Origin of the sequence: Pseudomonas iridis, assembly GCF_017980685.1 — a bacterium.
In the GTDB taxonomy this organism is placed as follows: domain Bacteria; phylum Pseudomonadota; class Gammaproteobacteria; order Pseudomonadales; family Pseudomonadaceae; genus Aquipseudomonas; species Aquipseudomonas iridis.
This window is the reverse complement of sequence record NZ_JACXXO010000002.1, coordinates 234,451-249,005: the sequence shown is the minus strand read 5'-3', so window position 1 is coordinate 249,005 and position 14,555 is coordinate 234,451. Positions and strand designations below refer to the sequence as shown.

The following is a 14,555-nucleotide window of genomic DNA, read 5'->3' as shown; positions in this document are numbered from 1 at the left end:
GAGCTGGCTTGCCAGCGATGAGGCCAGTAATTGCACTGCAAAACCCAGATCAGACCACCGCAGCCCGCCGCTGCACGAACCGGTCAACATATTCATCCGCCGGCGAATGCAGGATCTCTCGCGGCGTACCAACCTGAATCAGCTTGCCGTCCTTGAGGATCGCAATGCGATTGCCGATACGTACCGCCTCGTCGAGGTCGTGGGTGATGAAGACGATGGTCTTGTGCAGGGTCTTTTGCAGTTCCAGCAACTGGTCCTGCATCTCGGCGCGGATCAGCGGATCCAGCGCGCTGAACGCTTCGTCCATCAGGATGATGTCGGTGTCCGCCGCCAAGGCGCGGGCCAGGCCCACACGCTGACGCATGCCGCCGGAGAGCTGATGCGGGTATTTGTTTTCGTAGCCTTTGAGGCCCACGGTGTTGATCCAGTGCTGCGCCCGCTCGGCGCACAGTTGCTTGCTCTCGCCGCGCACTTTCAGGCCGTAGGCGACGTTGTCGAGCACGCTCTTGTGCGGCAACAGGCCGAAGCTCTGGAAGACCATGCTGATCTTGTGCCGGCGAAATTCGCGCAGGGCTTCCATGTCGTATTGCAGGATGTCCACGCCGTCCACCAGGATCGCGCCACTGGTCGGGTCGATCAGGCGATTGAAGTGGCGCACCAGCGTCGATTTGCCGGAGCCGGACAGGCCCATGATCACGAAAATCTCGCCGGTGCCGATGCTCAGCGACAGGTCGTTGACTCCGACCACGCAGCCGGTTTCGTTCAGCACCTGATCCTTGGTCTTGCCCTGGCCCACCATGGCCAAGGCGTCCTTGGCGCGGTTGCCGAAAAACTTGAAGACGTTTTTGACTTCGATCTTGCTCACGGTTGCGTTGCTCATTTGCTCACCTCATGCCGTGGCCGACCGTATGCCTGAGTAATGCGGTCGATGACCACTGCGAGAATCACGATCGCCAGACCGGCCTCAAGCCCGCGCCCGACGTTGAGGGTCTGAATCCCCACCAGCACGTCTTCACCCAGGCCACGGGCGCCGATCATCGAGGCGATCACCACCATCGACAGGGCCATCATGGTGGTCTGGTTGATCCCGGCCATGATGCTCGGCAGGGCCAGCGGCAGTTGCACGCCAAACAGTTGCTGCCAGCGGTTGGCGCCGAACGCATTGATCGCTTCCATGACTTCGCCGTCGACCTGGCGGATGCCCAGATCGGTCAGGCGAATCAACGGTGGCGCGGCGTAGATCACGGTGGCGAAAATCGCCGGGACCTTGCCCAGACCGAACAGCATCAGCACCGGAATCAGGTACACGAAACTCGGCATGGTCTGCATGATGTCGAGCAGCGGCATCAGTACCGAACGCAGGCGATTGCTGCGCGCCGAGAGAATCCCCAGCGGAATGCCGATCAGCACCGATATGATCGTCGCCACCATCATCAGCGCCAGCGTCTGCATGAGTTTGTCCCACAGACCGACAGCGCCTACGAGGAACAAAAGACCGACGATTACTGCCGTGGTCACGACTTTGCGCGTTGCATGCCAGGCGACGACACCGACGATCGCCAGCATCAGCCACCAAGGCGCTGCACGCAGCAGGCCTTCGAGATTGACGATGGCCCACAGCAGGGTGTCCGAGATCTGGCGGAACACATCACCATAGTTGGTGACCAGCGAATCGACCCAACCGTTGACCCAGTCGGCGATGGAAAAGGTAAAGCTTTCGGGAAACATAAGCGGCTCTCAATCAGAAATCTCAATCAAGCGATGACGGCATATCTCCCGGCCTGCCTCACGGTTGGCCGGGAGGTATCGACCTACAGCGCCGCGTCGATTTTCTTGGCGGCGTCTTCACTGACCCACGCGTGCCAGACTTCAGGATGTTCCTTGAGGAAGATTTTCGCCAGTTTTGGCGACTCGATACGTTCCTTCGCCATGCGTCCCAGATTCTGGTTCAGCAGATCGATCGGCAGGTTGACCTTTTCCAGCACGGCCACCAGCTCCGGGGCCTGCTCGTGGAAAGTCCTGGACAGGCCGACCTTGATCGTCACGGTCTTGTCGACGCCCGGTTTTTCTTCCAGTTTGACCAGATCGACCTGACCCATCAGCGGGGTTGGCGACCAGTAGTAGAAGAGAATCGGCTCGCCACGTTTGTAGCTCGACAGCACCGCTGCATCCAGCGCCGGGCCGGTGCCTGGGCGGAAGTTGGTGTAGCTGTTTTCCAGGCCGTAGCTTTTGAGCATTTCGCTGTTGTCCAGCTCGCAGGTCCAGCCGGCCGGGCAGTTGTAGAAGCGGCCCTTGGCCGGCTCCTCAGCGTCTTTGAACACGGCGGAATACTTGGCCAGATCAGCAATGTTTTTCAGGTCTGGCGCTTTCGGTTCAAGCTTGCGCTTGGCGTCGCCTTCGATCACATAACGCGGCACGTACCAGCCTTCGATAGCGCCCACGACAGGTGCGCCGACACCGACGACCTTGCCGGCCTTCTCGGCCTTGTTCCAGACTTCGCTGCGGCCGACCCACTCTTCGGCAAACACTTGGATGTCGTTGCTGCTCAGGGCGTTTTCCATGGTGATGGAGTTGCCCGGCAGGCTGTCGGTCTTGCAGTCGTAGCCTTTCTCCAGCACCACTTGCATGACGTCGGTCAGCAGCATGCCGCTTTCCCAGTTCAGGCCGGCGAACTTCACCGGTTTGCCTGACTCGCACCAACCGGCGGCCTGGGTGGCACCGGCACTGGCGAGCAGGCCCATGGAAAGCAAAGTGGTCAGCAGGGTCTTGTTCGATTTCATTGTCGTGACGCTCCTAATCATGAATTGGGCTTACGGCAGTCAAGAGGCATCCAGCCCTGTCCACGTCCAATCAGGCCTGCGCCGCAATACGGTTGGCCCCGCTTTTTTCAGGTTGTGCATCGCTGTCCCGCTCGGTCGGCAGAATCAGGTGATCAGGTACGGCGCTGTGCCATTTTTTCGCACAGACGTAATACACGGCGGCGGGCACCACCAGACCGATGATCCAGGAGATATCCACATCACCCAGCGTCGCCACCAAGGGACCTGTGTAGAACTTGGTGGAGATAAACGGCAGCTGCACCAGCACGCCGAACACATAAACGCTGATACCGAGGATGTTCCAGCGACCATAGCGACCATTCGGATCGGCCAGCGCCGGCACGTCATAGCGCTCACGGGTGATGCAGTAGTAGTCCACCAGGTTGATCGCGCTCCATGGCGTGAAGAAGGCGAGCAGGAACAGGATGAAAGACTTGAACGCCCCGAGAAACGAATGCTGACCGAGCAATGCGATCAGGGTTGCCGCACCGACGATGAACAGCACGAACACAAGACGCTGCAGGCGGGACACCTTCAGGTGACCACGGAAACCGCTGATGATGGTCGCGATGCACATGAAGCTGCCGTAGGAGTTCAGCGTGGAAATGGTCACTTTGCCGAAGGCGATGCTGAAGTACAGTAGCGCAGCGGTGGCACCGGTACCGCCCAGACCTACGATGTAAGCCACTTCATGGCCGGCGAATTGACCGTTGGCCGAAGCTGCTGCGAACACGCCGAGGATCATCGCCGCTTGGGCGCCAATCACCGAGCCGGCGCCCGCGGCGAAGAAGGTTTTCACCGAGGAAGTGCTGCTCGGCAGGTAGCGCGAATAGTCAGCCACGTACGGGCCGAAAGCGATCTGCCAGGAGGCGGCGAGCGACACCGCCAGCAGGAAACTGCTCCAGCTGAAGTGGCGGATTTGCAGGAGTGCGCCGACGTCGGTCTGATTCATCAGACGCCAGAACAGAAAAACAAAAGCGATCACGCCGATGACGCTGGCGACACGGCCAATCCAGTGGATCACTCGATAACCGAGCACCGTGACCAACACGATGACACTGGCGAAAATCAGGATGCCGGCGCTGTCGCTGACACCAAACAACTGGCCCAGCGCCTGACCGGAAAGCACGGTTCCGGTGGCGGTAAAACCCAGGTACATCAAACACACCAGCACGATCGGGATAGCCGCGCCATACACACCGAACTGCACGCGGCTGGAGATCATTTGCGGCAAGCCCAGTTTGAGTCCTTGCGCAGCATGCAGCGCCATGACGCCACCGCCGAGCAGTTGCCCGATCAGCAGACCGATCAACGACCAGAACACATCACCGCCCAGCACCACGGCCAGGGCCCCGGTGACAATCGCGGTGATCTGCAGATTGGCACCCATCCACAGGGTGAACTGGCTGAACAGACGACCGTGTCTTTCCACTTCCGGGATGTAGTCGATCGAACGCCTTTCGATCAACGGTTTGTTGCCTGCACGATCGGTGTCAACAGCCATGATTCAACCTCTGTGGATTGTTAGATTCCCTGTAGGAGCTGCCGCATGCTGCTCCTACAGGGTTTTGCGTTTATTTACCGGTAATCATCGGCAGGTTCAGGCCCTGTTCCTTCGCGCAGTCGATGGCGATCTGGTAACCGGCGTCGGCGTGACGCATGACACCGGTGGCCGGGTCGTTATGCAGCACGCGGGCGATTCGCTCGGCCGCTTCGTCGGTGCCGTCGCAGACAATCACCATGCCCGAGTGCTGCGAGAAACCCATGCCGACGCCGCCGCCGTGGTGCAGGGAAACCCAGGTCGCGCCGCTCGCGGTGTTGAGCAGAGCGTTGAGCAATGGCCAGTCGGACACAGCGTCGGAACCGTCCTGCATCGATTCGGTTTCGCGGTTCGGGCTGGCGACCGAGCCGGAGTCGAGGTGGTCGCGACCGATCACGATCGGTGCGGACAATTCACCGCTGCGAACCATTTCGTTGAAGGCCAGACCGAGCTTGGCGCGCAGGCCCAGGCCAACCCAGCAGATACGTGCCGGCAGACCCTGGAAGCTGATGCGCTCGCGGGCCATGTCCAGCCAGTTGTGCAGGTGGGCGTCGTCCGGGATCAGCTCTTTGACCTTGGCGTCGGTTTTGTAGATGTCTTGCGGATCACCCGACAGCGCCGCCCAGCGGAACGGGCCGATGCCACGGCAGAACAGCGGACGGATGTAAGCCGGCACGAAACCCGGGAAGTCGAACGCGTTCTCGACGCCTTCTTCCTGCGCCATCTGACGGATGTTGTTGCCGTAGTCGAAGGTCGGAATGCCTTGCTTCTGGAATTCCAGCATCGCTCTGACGTGCACGGCCATCGACTGCTTGGCCGCTTTGATCACAGCGGCCGGTTCGGTCTTGGCACGGGCGCGGTATTCGTCCCAGGTCCAGCCGGCCGGCAGGTAGCCGTTGAGTGGATCGTGGGCGCTGGTCTGGTCGGTGACCATGTCCGGGCGCACGCCGCGCTTGACCAGTTCCGGCAGGATTTCCGCCGCGTTGCCCAGCAGGGCGATGGAGATCGCTTTGCCTTCTTTGGTGTATTTGGCGATGCGCGCCAGCGCGTCGTCGAGGTCAGTAGCTTGCTCGTCGACGTAACGGCTTTTCAGGCGGAAATCGATGCTGACCTGCTGGCATTCGATGTTCAGCGAGCAGGCGCCGGCCAGGGTCGCGGCCAGAGGCTGAGCGCCACCCATGCCGCCCAGACCGGCGGTCAGGACCCACTTGCCGGTGAGGTTGTCGTTGTAGTGCTGACGACCGGCCTCAACGAAGGTTTCGTAGGTGCCTTGAACGATGCCCTGGCTGCCGATGTAGATCCAGCTGCCGGCAGTCATCTGGCCGTACATGGCCAGGCCTTTGGCGTCGAGTTCGTTGAAGTGTTCCCAGCTCGCCCAGTGCGGTACGAGGTTGGAGTTGGCGATCAGGACGCGCGGGGCGTTGCTGTGGGTCTTGAACACGCCGACCGGCTTGCCGGATTGCACCAGCAGGGTCTCGTCGTCATTCAGGTTGGTCAGGCTCTCGACGATCTTGTCGTAGCACTCCCAGTTACGCGCGGCGCGACCGATGCCGCCATAAACCACCAGCTCTTTCGGGTTCTCGGCGACTTCCGGGTCGAGGTTGTTCATCAGCATGCGCAACGGCGCTTCGGTCAGCCAGCTCTTGGCGGTCAGCTTGTTGCCGCGGGCGGCACGGATTTCGACGTCACGGTGCTTTGTAGGTTTCTGGGTATTGTCAGTCACGAAAAAGACTCCTCAGCGATCAATTCAAACCAACCCTGGCAGTGGGCAAGCAGCCTGTGCGCATCAATGCGCGACAAGCGAATCAGTGGACGCTGCGGACTCATACGCATACGTCTTTACTTGTACATACAAGCATATGCAATCAAGCGGCCAACTTGGTGACGGGGTGTTCAAGAAAAATCGCTGACACGGCTGGAGATCGCCTGAATCAAGGGTTCTGGCGATGATGAAATTTTTCGAGAGAATGGTTTGGCGAGATCGAGGGATGTTACGTAAGTGGGGTTTTGCGCCACGCTGGGGCGTTCGGTAACAAGTTGGTGCGTGGTTGGGAACACCCCAAAAGCAAAAGATCGCAGCCTTCGGCAGCTCCTACAGGGTGTACATCAATCCCACTGTAGGAGCTGCCGAAGGCTGCGATCTTTTGAGGTTATTTGAATCAGCGCGCAGTCAGTTCGATCACGCAGCACGAGGCATTCAAGGCGACTTCAGCCAGCCCGTTGTTACCGTCCAATTGCAGGCAATCATGACGGCCAAGTTGTGCAGTCTTCTCACCGACCACAACTTCAAGCAACTCACTGACACTGAACACCAGCAACGTCCCCGCCGAACTGAAAAACCGTTGCTCGCCATCCAGCCACTGCAACCGCGCGCTGTAACGCTGCGGCGCATAGATCAGGTTGAAGTCGCGAATCGCCCCACCGAGCAAGGTGCAGGAAACCTGGCTCTCGCCGCTAAAGGCAAAGGGGTCGAGCGGTAACAGTGGCGGAGTATCGTCGCCGTCGACGCACAGGGTCATACCGTCACCCTGCAACACGGTAATCACCCGCTGGTAACCGGCAAAGCTCGAAAAACCGCCGGACTCGGCGATGTCGGCAATCGACAGACGCCAGCCGAAACCGTCGAGGCCAGCGCCAGCGTCACGGGTGATTTCTTCAGTGCTGCCGCCGCCGTTTTTCCACGGCATGCGCGGATAGCCTTCGGCACGTAGGACTTTCAGTGAACTCATTTATGCTCTCTATTTATGGAACCGACCTTCCAGACGATGACGGGAACCGGGGTGAATCAGGCGCGCAGCGGTCACCGGCTGACGGCCCGACCACGTGCGACGGCGGATCAGCAGGCATGGCTCGCCTTTTTCGATCTGCAGCAATTTGCACTCGGACGCTTCGGCCAGGATTGCTTCGACCACATGCTCGCCCTCAGTCAGCGGCGCAACCTGGTTCAGATAGGCGTATGGCGTTTGCAGGGTGAAGTCCTGCTTGAGGTATTCCGGGGCGACCAGCGCGTTGACGAAACGGTCTTCGATTTGCACCGCAATATCGTTCTCGTAATGCACGATCAGCGAGTGAAATACCTTTTGCCCTTCGCGCATGTCCAGCGCCAGTGCGCGCTCGGAACCGGCAGCCTCTTCTTCGAGGGTGATGACCTGGCAGGTGTGGCGATGACCGCGGGAGGCGATTTCATCGGCGATGTTATGCACTTCAAACAGCGCGGACTGGCTCTTCGGCTCGGCGACGAAGGTGCCGACGCCTTGCATACGCACCAGCAGGCCGTCGGCGGTCATCTCGCGCAGCGCGCGATTGATGGTCATGCGGCTGAAACCGAGCTGATTGACCAGTTCGCTCTCGGACGGCACGCGGTAGTGCGGCGGCCAGTTACCGCTGTCGATCTGCTGGGTGATCATCTGTTTGACGCGAGCGTACAAGGGCGCCGGACTATCGCCCATGTTCGCGGCCAACGGGGAAACTGGAGGCGGAGTCGGCACGGTGGATCCTTGTTCGTCGGTAGAGGTTGCTAGCTTGCCGGAGTTTACCGGGCAGGCAAACGTCTGTATATGTATATACAAATAACACACGATGGGGTGCTGAACCATGTCCGCCTTCTTTGCCGAACGCGCGCTGCTGCCTAACGGATGGGCCAATAATGTACGTCTTGAGGTCAGCGCCGATGGCCTGCTGACCCAAATCCAGGCCGATTCCACCGCAGATGGCGCCGAACGGTTGAGCGGTCCGTTGCTGCCGGGAATGCCCAACCTACACTCCCACGCTTTTCAGCGAGCGATGGCCGGCCTGGCGGAAGTTGCCGGCAATCCCAATGACAGTTTCTGGACCTGGCGCGACCTGATGTATCGCCTCGTCGGAAAAATCAGCCCGGATCAGCTCGGCGTGATCGCCCGTCAGCTGTACATCGAAATGCTCAAGGCCGGTTACACCTCGGTCGCTGAGTTTCACTATGTTCACCATGACAGCAATGGTCAGCCTTATGCCGATCCGGCGGAACTGGCGTTGCGCATCAGTCAGGCTGCCAGCGAAAGCGGCATCGGCTTGACCCTGCTACCGGTGCTCTACAGCCACGCCGGTTTCGGCGGCCAGACGCCAAACGACGGCCAGCGCCGATTTATCAACAGCACCGAAAACTACCTGAATCTGCAATCGCGTTTGCAGCCCTTGTTGGCGCAGCAAAAGGCGCAATCACTGGGTCTGTGTTTCCACTCGTTGCGCGCGGTGACCCCGCAGCAGATCAGCGAAGTCCTGGCGGCCAGTGACAAGCAATGCCCGGTGCACATTCACATCGCCGAACAACAGAAGGAAGTCGACGACTGCCTGAGCTGGAGCGGTCGCCGCCCGCTGCAATGGCTGTATGAAAACACTGAAGTCGATCAGCGCTGGTGCCTGGTCCACGCCACTCACGCCAACCCGGAAGAAGTCACGCTGATGGCCAAGAGTCGCGCCATCGCCGGCCTGTGCCTGACCACCGAAGCCAACCTGGGCGACGGGATTTTCCCGGCAGTGGATTTCATGGCTCAGGGCGGGCGCATGGGTATCGGCTCTGACAGCCATGTGTCGCTGAGCGTGGTCGAGGAATTGCGTTGGCTGGAATACGGCCAGCGTTTGCGTGATCAGCGGCGTAACCGTTTGTATGGCGCGGATCAGCCGATGGTCGGACGCACGTTGTACGACGCGGCGCTGGACGGCGGCGCTCAGGCATTGGGGCAGCCGATTGGTGCGCTGGAAGTCGGCAAGCGCGCTGACTGGATTGTGCTCGATGGCAACGATCCGTATCTGGCGACGGCGAGTGGGGACGGGATTTTGAATCGCTGGTTGTTTGCTGGCGGTGATCGTCAGGTGCGTGATGTGCTGGTCAATGGCCAGTGGGTTGTGCGTGATGGCCGGCATGCCGGCGAAGAGGACAGTGCGCGTGCCTTCATCCAGGTCCTGCGCGACCTCCTCGGCTGACACGAAACAAAAATGTGGGAGCGAGCCTGCTCGCGAAAGCGGTGTATCAGCAACATTTTCGTTAACTGACACGCCCTCTTCGCGAGCAGGCTCGTTCCCACATTTGATTTGTGGTGGTGTTTAGTTTGAGGTCTTGGCCATCTGCCGATCCGACGCGCGCCAGATCAACCGCGTCGTGTCGTAACCCTGCTGGCGGGCCTTGCTCAACAGTTCTTCGCGCACCACACCGTTGACGGTCGGCGTGCGCGACAGCAGCCACAGGTACTTGCGACTCGGGTCGCCGACGATGGCGGTCTTGTAGTCATCGCTGACGTACAGCACCCAGTATTCGCCCTTCGCCACACCCGGAATCAGTCGCGAGAACCAGTTATCGAATTCGACCCACAACTTGTCGGTCTTGCCCGGCACCTGTGGATAAGCCGTGCCCCTGGCTTCTTCCCACTGCCAGTCCGGGGTCAGGCAGCGATTGAGCACCGCAACGTTGCCGTCAGACTTGAGGGTGTAGCGGGCTTCGGATTGCGCGCAATTGCGCTGGAAGTACATCGGCAAGCGCGCCAGCTCGTACCAGGTCCCCTGATAACGCTTGAGGTTGACGCCGTCGACGGTTTTCGGCGCCAACGAATCCACGCCGGAAGTGGCGCAGCCGGCCAGTACCAGGCCGGCAAAAAGGACAAATAATAACCGCTTCATTTTTCTTCTCCGTGGGCGCGAAGCCCCGGTTTACTTCAGGCCTTGGCCGGAAAACATCAGCACTTTGTCACCGGCGTATTGCACGCTGATAAAGCTGTTCTTGTCGCCCCAGGTGCAACTGGACATGCCGAGCGCGCCCGAGCAGTCAGTCGGTTTGCCGAGCAGGGTCTCCACTTCAGCCTTGGCCATGCCAGCCGAGAGCTTCGCGTAGTTTTCCTGATTGACCTTGCTGCATGCGGCCAAGAGCACGCAAAACGACAGAAGGGCGATAGATCGCAGCGACATTGTGTAACTCCTGGAACGAGGGGGATGGCAGGGTGCCAACCAGAAGCTTAGAAGAGAAAACCGTCATCTGGTTCCGTACACAAAAGGCTATTTATTAGCCCGCCCGTCTGACTTTTACCTTTAAATCAGTCACTTTCCAGGGCTATTGAGCATTTCGTCGCATTTAAGCAAAGCCGCCTAATCTTTGGCGCACGGCGGTCGAAATAAATGGCAGCGCAAAGCCCGATAGTGTGGCAAATTGCCGCCCTTTCTTGACCAGCCCCTTCGCGGTAGTTCATTCGATGACCAGAAACATGAAATTCAGCCACAAAATCTTGTTGGCTGCCGCCCTCGTGGTGGCCGTTGCGTTCGCCTGTTTCATTTTCTTCAACGACTATCGACAACGCGAAGCGCTGAGCAGCAGCACCGAGTCGACCATGCAGGAACTCGGCAGCCTGACCACCAGCAACATCCAGACCTGGCTGGAAAGCCGCATTCAACTGCTGCAGTCGCTGTCCCAACAGGTCGCGGTTGACGGCAACGCCCCCGCCAGCCTGAAACGCATCATCGACTTGCCCGCCTACACCGGCAATTTCCAGCTCAGCTACTTCGGCGGTACTGACGGCGTGATGTTCTCCGTGCCCGCAGGCAACCGCGCGCCGGATTACGATCCGCGCGCCCGTGGCTGGTACAAAGCAGCCAACAGCGCACAGCAGACCATCGTCACCGAACCGTACATTGCCGCCTCGTCGGGCAAACTGGTGATCACCGTTGCCACCCCGGTGCAGCGCCAGGGCCAGATGCTCGGCGTGGCCGGTGCCGACATCGACCTGACCAGCGTCAGCGCGATCATCAACTCGCTGAACTTCGGCGGCCACGGCCACGCGTTCATCGTCAGTGCCGATGGCAAAATCCTGATTCATCCGGACAGCAAACTGGTGCTCAAGACCCTGGCCGAGGCTTACCCCAACGGCGCACCGAAAGTCAGCCCGGGCCTGAAAGAAGTCGAATTCAACGGCAAGACCCAGCTGGTCTCCTTCACCCGCGTCAACGGCGTACCGTCGGCCGACTGGTACGTGGCGCTGGTCCTGGACAAAGACACCGCATTCTCGATGCTCAGCGAATTCCGCACCTCGGCGCTGATCGCCATGGTCATTGCCGTGGTGATCATCATCTTCCTGCTCGGCATGCTGATCCGCGTGCTGATGCAACCGCTGCTGACCATGGGCCGCGCCATGCACGATATCGCCGAAGGAGAAGGCGACCTGACCAAACGTCTGGTCATCCACGGCAACGACGAATTCGGCGCGCTGGGCACATCGTTCAACCGTTTCGTGGAGCGTATCCATACCTCGATCCGCGAAGTGTCCTCGGCAACCGGCCAGGTCAACGAAGTCGCCCTGCGCGTGGTCGCAGCCTCGAACTCGTCGATGTACAACTCCGATCAACAGGCGACTCGCACCAACAGTGTGGCCGCAGCGATCAACCAACTCGGCGCTGCGGCGCAGGAGATCGCCCAAAACGCCGCCCTCGCCTCGCAGCATTCCAGCGAAGCGCGCAGTCTGGCGGTCGACGGTCAGCAGGTGGTGGATAGAACCATCCACGCGATGCAACAGCTCTCGGCGAAGATCAGCGATTCGTGCGGCAACATCGAAACCCTGAACAGCAACACCGTGAACATCGGCCAGATTCTGGAAGTGATCACCAGCATCTCCCAGCAAACCAACCTGCTGGCACTGAACGCCGCGATCGAAGCGGCGCGTGCCGGTGAAGCCGGTCGTGGTTTCGCCGTGGTCGCTGACGAAGTGCGTAACCTCGCGCACCGTACTCAGGATTCCGCGCAGCAAGTGCAGAAGATGATCGAAGAACTGCAAGTCGGCGCGCGTCAGGCGGTCAGCATCATGACCGAGAGCCAGCGCGAGAGCGAAAGCAGCGTCGGCATCGCCAACCAGGCCGGAGAACGCCTGGGCAGCGTGACCCAGCGAATCGGCGAGATCGACGGGATGAACCAGTCGGTCGCAACGGCGACTGAAGAGCAGACTGCTGTGGTTGAGTCGATCAACGTTGATATCAACGAGATCAACACACTGAATCAGGAAGGTGTGGAGAACTTGCAGGCGACGTTGCGGGCTTGCTCGGATCTGGAGCAGCAGGCGGCGCGGTTGAAGCAGTTGGTGGGTAGCTTCAGGATCTGAAGATCAAGGGCTTTACCCCCTCACCCCAGCCCTCTCCCCCAGGGGGGCGAGGGGGAAAGGGAGCCGATTTTCATGCTGTTCAAACCTGAGTTCGACTGGATTCTTTCAGGTCGATGTCGTAATGCCAGGCTACTCGGTCAGTCCCCTCTCCCTCCGGGAGAGGGTTAGGGTGAGGGTAAGCTTCTAGAACCGCGACCCAGGCCCCGAAAGAAACTCGAGTTCCTCAGCCGTAGACTCCCGCCCCAACACCGCATTGCGATGCGGAAACCTTCCAAACCGCGCAATCACCTTCTGATGCCGCTCGGCATAATCCAGATTGTCGGCAAACACTGCCCGCTCCGCTTCCGGCTGTTCAGCCACCAGTTCGATGAATCTGGAAACCGCCTCGTTCTGCACCGCGAGGTTTTCGCAGTGTTCGAACACCAGATAAATGAACACTCGCTGAATGGGCTTTAACTGCCGATCAAAATCCGCAGCAATGCCTTGCGCGACGAGCTTCTGCGCACGCAAATCACCGGAGAACGCTTTGGGCGAGTCGCGAAAGATCATTCGCGGCAGTTGATCGAGCAGCAGCACCACCGCCAGCCAACCTTCGGGACGTTGCGTCCACTCGGTCAATTCGCCAGCCAGGGCCTGATCGACAAAGACCCCGAAACGCGTCTGCGCTTCGAGGTCTTGGCTGTCACGCTTACCGAACCACAACTTGCCCTTGTCAGCCGATATCTCATTCGGTGATTCGGCATTTCCGAACCACCAATCGAGCAACGGCTGCCAGGGCGCGTTCATGGTTTATTCCTTGTGGTAAGCCGTAGCGCGTGCGACTTCTTCTTTCGAGCCCAGGAACACCGCTACACGCTGGTGCAGCCCGTCCGGCTGAATGTCGAGGATGCGCTGGTGACCGTCGGTGGACGCGCCGCCCGCCTGTTCCACGAGGAACGACATCGGGTTGGCTTCGTACATCAGACGCAGTTTGCCAGGCTTGGATGGCTCGCGGCTGTCGCGTGGGTACATGAACAGACCGCCACGGGTCAGGATGCGATGCACGTCGGCAACCATCGCCGCGACCCAACGCATGTTGTAGTTCTTTTTCAGCGGACCTTCTTCGCCGGCCAGCAACTCGCCAACATAACGTTGTACCGGAGCTTCCCAGTGACGCTGGTTGGACATGTTGATGGCGAATTCCTGGGTCGATTCAGGAATGGTGATGTCTTCGTGGGTCAGCACGAAGCTGCCCATTTCGCGGTCCAGGGTGAAGCCTTTGACGCCGTGGCCCAAGGTCAGCACCAGCATGGTCTGCGGGCCATAGATCGCGTAGCCGGCAGCAACCTGCTGAGTGCCTGGCTGCAGGAAAGCCTTTTCGTTCAGCGGCTCGTTCTGGGTCAGGTATTCGTTCGGGCAACGCAGCACCGAGAAGATCGTGCCGACCGGCGCGTTGATGTCGATGTTCGACGAACCGTCCAACGGGTCGAATACCAACAGGTACGCGCCTTTCGGGTATTTGCCCGGGATCTGGTAGGCATTGTCCATTTCTTCGGACGCCATGCCGGCCAGGTGACCGCCCCATTCGTTGGCTTCGAGCAGGATCTCGTTGGAGATCACGTCGAGCTTCTTCTGCACTTCGCCTTGCACGTTTTCAGTGCCCATGCTGCCCAGAACACCACCCAGGGCGCCTTTGGACACGGCGTGGCTGATTTCTTTACAGGCGCGCGCCACCACTTCGATCAGGAAACGCAGATCGGCAGGAGTGTTGTTGCTACGGGTCTGCTCAATCAAATAGCGACTCAGGGTAACGCGGGACATGGACGGCTCCGGTGGAATGGGGGGCTAAAAACCCGCGCAGTTTACAGGGAGTCTGAAAACGTAGCGAGCGAAGACGCCCGGTAACGTGCGTCGGGGCGCAATTGCCTGTATCAGACGTGAATGGGTGCAGAGAGTTCAGGTAGCGGGTTTAGCGTAGTTGGAAATGGGATGGGTGGTGGTGCTCGTATGGCGGCCGGTTGAGCATTTTTGTCGACTTATCGCAAGCTTTCGCGAGCAGGCTCGCTCCCACAGGGGATCTCGAGCGAACACAAATTTCGTACCACCGAA

Annotated in this window: 13 protein-coding genes and 1 pseudogene; 3 read left to right on the top strand and 11 right to left on the bottom strand. The window is 59.7% G+C overall.

Annotated elements, in window-relative coordinates:
- Positions 1-49 precede the first annotated feature (49 nt).
- The 7 genes from IEQ42_RS06095 to hutC all read right to left on the bottom strand — a co-directional run bounded on the left by IEQ42_RS06095 (position 50) and on the right by hutC (position 7,808).
- Complete coding sequence (locus IEQ42_RS06095; protein ID WP_210702899.1) at positions 50-880, bottom strand: quaternary amine ABC transporter ATP-binding protein; 831 nt, start codon at positions 878-880, stop codon at positions 50-52.
- Positions 877-1,728 carry an ABC transporter permease gene (locus IEQ42_RS06090; RefSeq protein ID WP_042557230.1) on the bottom strand — a complete coding sequence of 284 codons (852 nt, stop codon included), beginning with the start codon at positions 1,726-1,728 and terminating at the stop codon, positions 877-879. The genes IEQ42_RS06095 and IEQ42_RS06090 overlap by 4 nt, the downstream gene beginning before the upstream one ends.
- Positions 1,729-1,811: 83 nt before the next feature.
- The gene (locus tag IEQ42_RS06085) at positions 1,812-2,780 is read right to left on the bottom strand and encodes an ABC transporter substrate-binding protein (protein ID WP_210702898.1); all 969 of its coding nucleotides are present in this window, start codon (positions 2,778-2,780) and stop codon (positions 1,812-1,814) included.
- Positions 2,781-2,850: 70 nt separating this feature from the next.
- Complete coding sequence (locus IEQ42_RS06080; protein ID WP_210702897.1) at positions 2,851-4,323, bottom strand: purine-cytosine permease family protein; 1,473 nt, start codon at positions 4,321-4,323, stop codon at positions 2,851-2,853.
- A gap of 70 nt (positions 4,324-4,393) precedes the next feature.
- A complete protein-coding gene (gene hutU / locus IEQ42_RS06075) occupies positions 4,394-6,082 on the bottom strand; it encodes a urocanate hydratase (RefSeq protein WP_210702896.1) in 1,689 nt (562 codons plus the stop codon).
- Positions 6,083-6,518: 436 nt separating this feature from the next.
- Positions 6,519-7,088, bottom strand: a complete 570-nt coding sequence (locus tag IEQ42_RS06070; RefSeq protein WP_210702895.1) for a HutD/Ves family protein — start codon at positions 7,086-7,088, stop codon at positions 6,519-6,521.
- 9 nt (positions 7,089-7,097) lie between these two features.
- Positions 7,098-7,808, bottom strand: coding sequence for a histidine utilization repressor (gene hutC, locus IEQ42_RS06065; RefSeq protein ID WP_192886501.1), 711 nt, complete (start codon positions 7,806-7,808; stop codon positions 7,098-7,100).
- Between the two features lie 145 nt (positions 7,809-7,953).
- Between hutC and IEQ42_RS06060 the strand changes: the two genes are divergently transcribed.
- On the top strand, positions 7,954-9,318 hold the full coding sequence (locus IEQ42_RS06060) for a formimidoylglutamate deiminase (protein ID WP_210702894.1): 1,365 nt from the start codon (positions 7,954-7,956) through the stop codon (positions 9,316-9,318).
- Positions 9,319-9,438: 120 nt separating this feature from the next.
- Here IEQ42_RS06060 and IEQ42_RS06055 read toward each other — a convergent pair whose 3' ends face one another.
- Entirely contained in the window at positions 9,439-10,008 is a 570-nt protein-coding gene (locus IEQ42_RS06055; RefSeq protein WP_210702893.1) for a lipocalin family protein, read from the bottom strand.
- Between the two features lie 30 nt (positions 10,009-10,038).
- Entirely contained in the window at positions 10,039-10,293 is a 255-nt protein-coding gene (locus tag IEQ42_RS06050; protein ID WP_042557222.1) for a lipoprotein, read from the bottom strand.
- Between the two features lie 281 nt (positions 10,294-10,574).
- Here IEQ42_RS06050 and IEQ42_RS27630 point away from each other — a divergent pair.
- Both IEQ42_RS27630 and IEQ42_RS27625 read left to right on the top strand, forming a co-directional pair.
- Positions 10,575-11,609 (top strand): annotated as a pseudogene (locus IEQ42_RS27630) (cache domain-containing sensor histidine kinase); the annotation flags it as partial.
- A gap of 93 nt (positions 11,610-11,702) precedes the next feature.
- Positions 11,703-12,467 (top strand): methyl-accepting chemotaxis protein, encoded by a 765-nt coding sequence (locus IEQ42_RS27625; RefSeq protein WP_390896384.1) that lies wholly within the window; start codon positions 11,703-11,705, stop codon positions 12,465-12,467.
- A 183-nt stretch (positions 12,468-12,650) separates the two neighbouring features.
- Here the strand turns inward: IEQ42_RS27625 and IEQ42_RS06040 are convergent, their stop codons facing one another.
- Together IEQ42_RS06040 and IEQ42_RS06035 are read right to left on the bottom strand one after the other, a co-directional pair.
- Positions 12,651-13,253, bottom strand: a complete 603-nt coding sequence (locus IEQ42_RS06040; protein WP_210702891.1) for a DUF924 family protein — start codon at positions 13,251-13,253, stop codon at positions 12,651-12,653.
- A gap of 3 nt (positions 13,254-13,256) precedes the next feature.
- A complete protein-coding gene (locus IEQ42_RS06035; protein ID WP_042557219.1) occupies positions 13,257-14,267 on the bottom strand; it encodes a class 1 fructose-bisphosphatase in 1,011 nt (336 codons plus the stop codon).
- Positions 14,268-14,555: the final 288 nt, after the last annotated feature.

Bases quoted from the DNA above. Each gene is read 5' to 3' on its own strand.
- IEQ42_RS06085 (WP_210702898.1), bottom strand. From the start codon at position 2,780: ATGAAATCGAACAAGACCCTGCTGACCACTTTGCTTTCCATGGGCCTG.
- IEQ42_RS06090 (WP_042557230.1), bottom strand. From the start codon at position 1,728: ATGTTTCCCGAAAGCTTTACCTTTTCCATCGCCGACTGGGTCAACGGT.
- IEQ42_RS06040 (WP_210702891.1), bottom strand. From the start codon at position 13,253: ATGAACGCGCCCTGGCAGCCGTTGCTCGATTGGTGGTTCGGAAATGCC.
- IEQ42_RS06055 (WP_210702893.1), bottom strand. From the start codon at position 10,008: ATGAAGCGGTTATTATTTGTCCTTTTTGCCGGCCTGGTACTGGCCGGC.
- IEQ42_RS27625 (WP_390896384.1), top strand. From the start codon at position 11,703: ATGTACAACTCCGATCAACAGGCGACTCGCACCAACAGTGTGGCCGCA.
- IEQ42_RS06070 (WP_210702895.1), bottom strand. From the start codon at position 7,088: ATGAGTTCACTGAAAGTCCTACGTGCCGAAGGCTATCCGCGCATGCCG.
- IEQ42_RS06050 (WP_042557222.1), bottom strand. From the start codon at position 10,293: ATGTCGCTGCGATCTATCGCCCTTCTGTCGTTTTGCGTGCTCTTGGCC.
- hutC (WP_192886501.1), bottom strand. From the start codon at position 7,808: ATGGGCGATAGTCCGGCGCCCTTGTACGCTCGCGTCAAACAGATGATC.
- IEQ42_RS06035 (WP_042557219.1), bottom strand. From the start codon at position 14,267: ATGTCCCGCGTTACCCTGAGTCGCTATTTGATTGAGCAGACCCGTAGC.
- IEQ42_RS06060 (WP_210702894.1), top strand. From the start codon at position 7,954: ATGTCCGCCTTCTTTGCCGAACGCGCGCTGCTGCCTAACGGATGGGCC.
- IEQ42_RS06080 (WP_210702897.1), bottom strand. From the start codon at position 4,323: ATGGCTGTTGACACCGATCGTGCAGGCAACAAACCGTTGATCGAAAGG.
- IEQ42_RS06095 (WP_210702899.1), bottom strand. From the start codon at position 880: ATGAGCAACGCAACCGTGAGCAAGATCGAAGTCAAAAACGTCTTCAAG.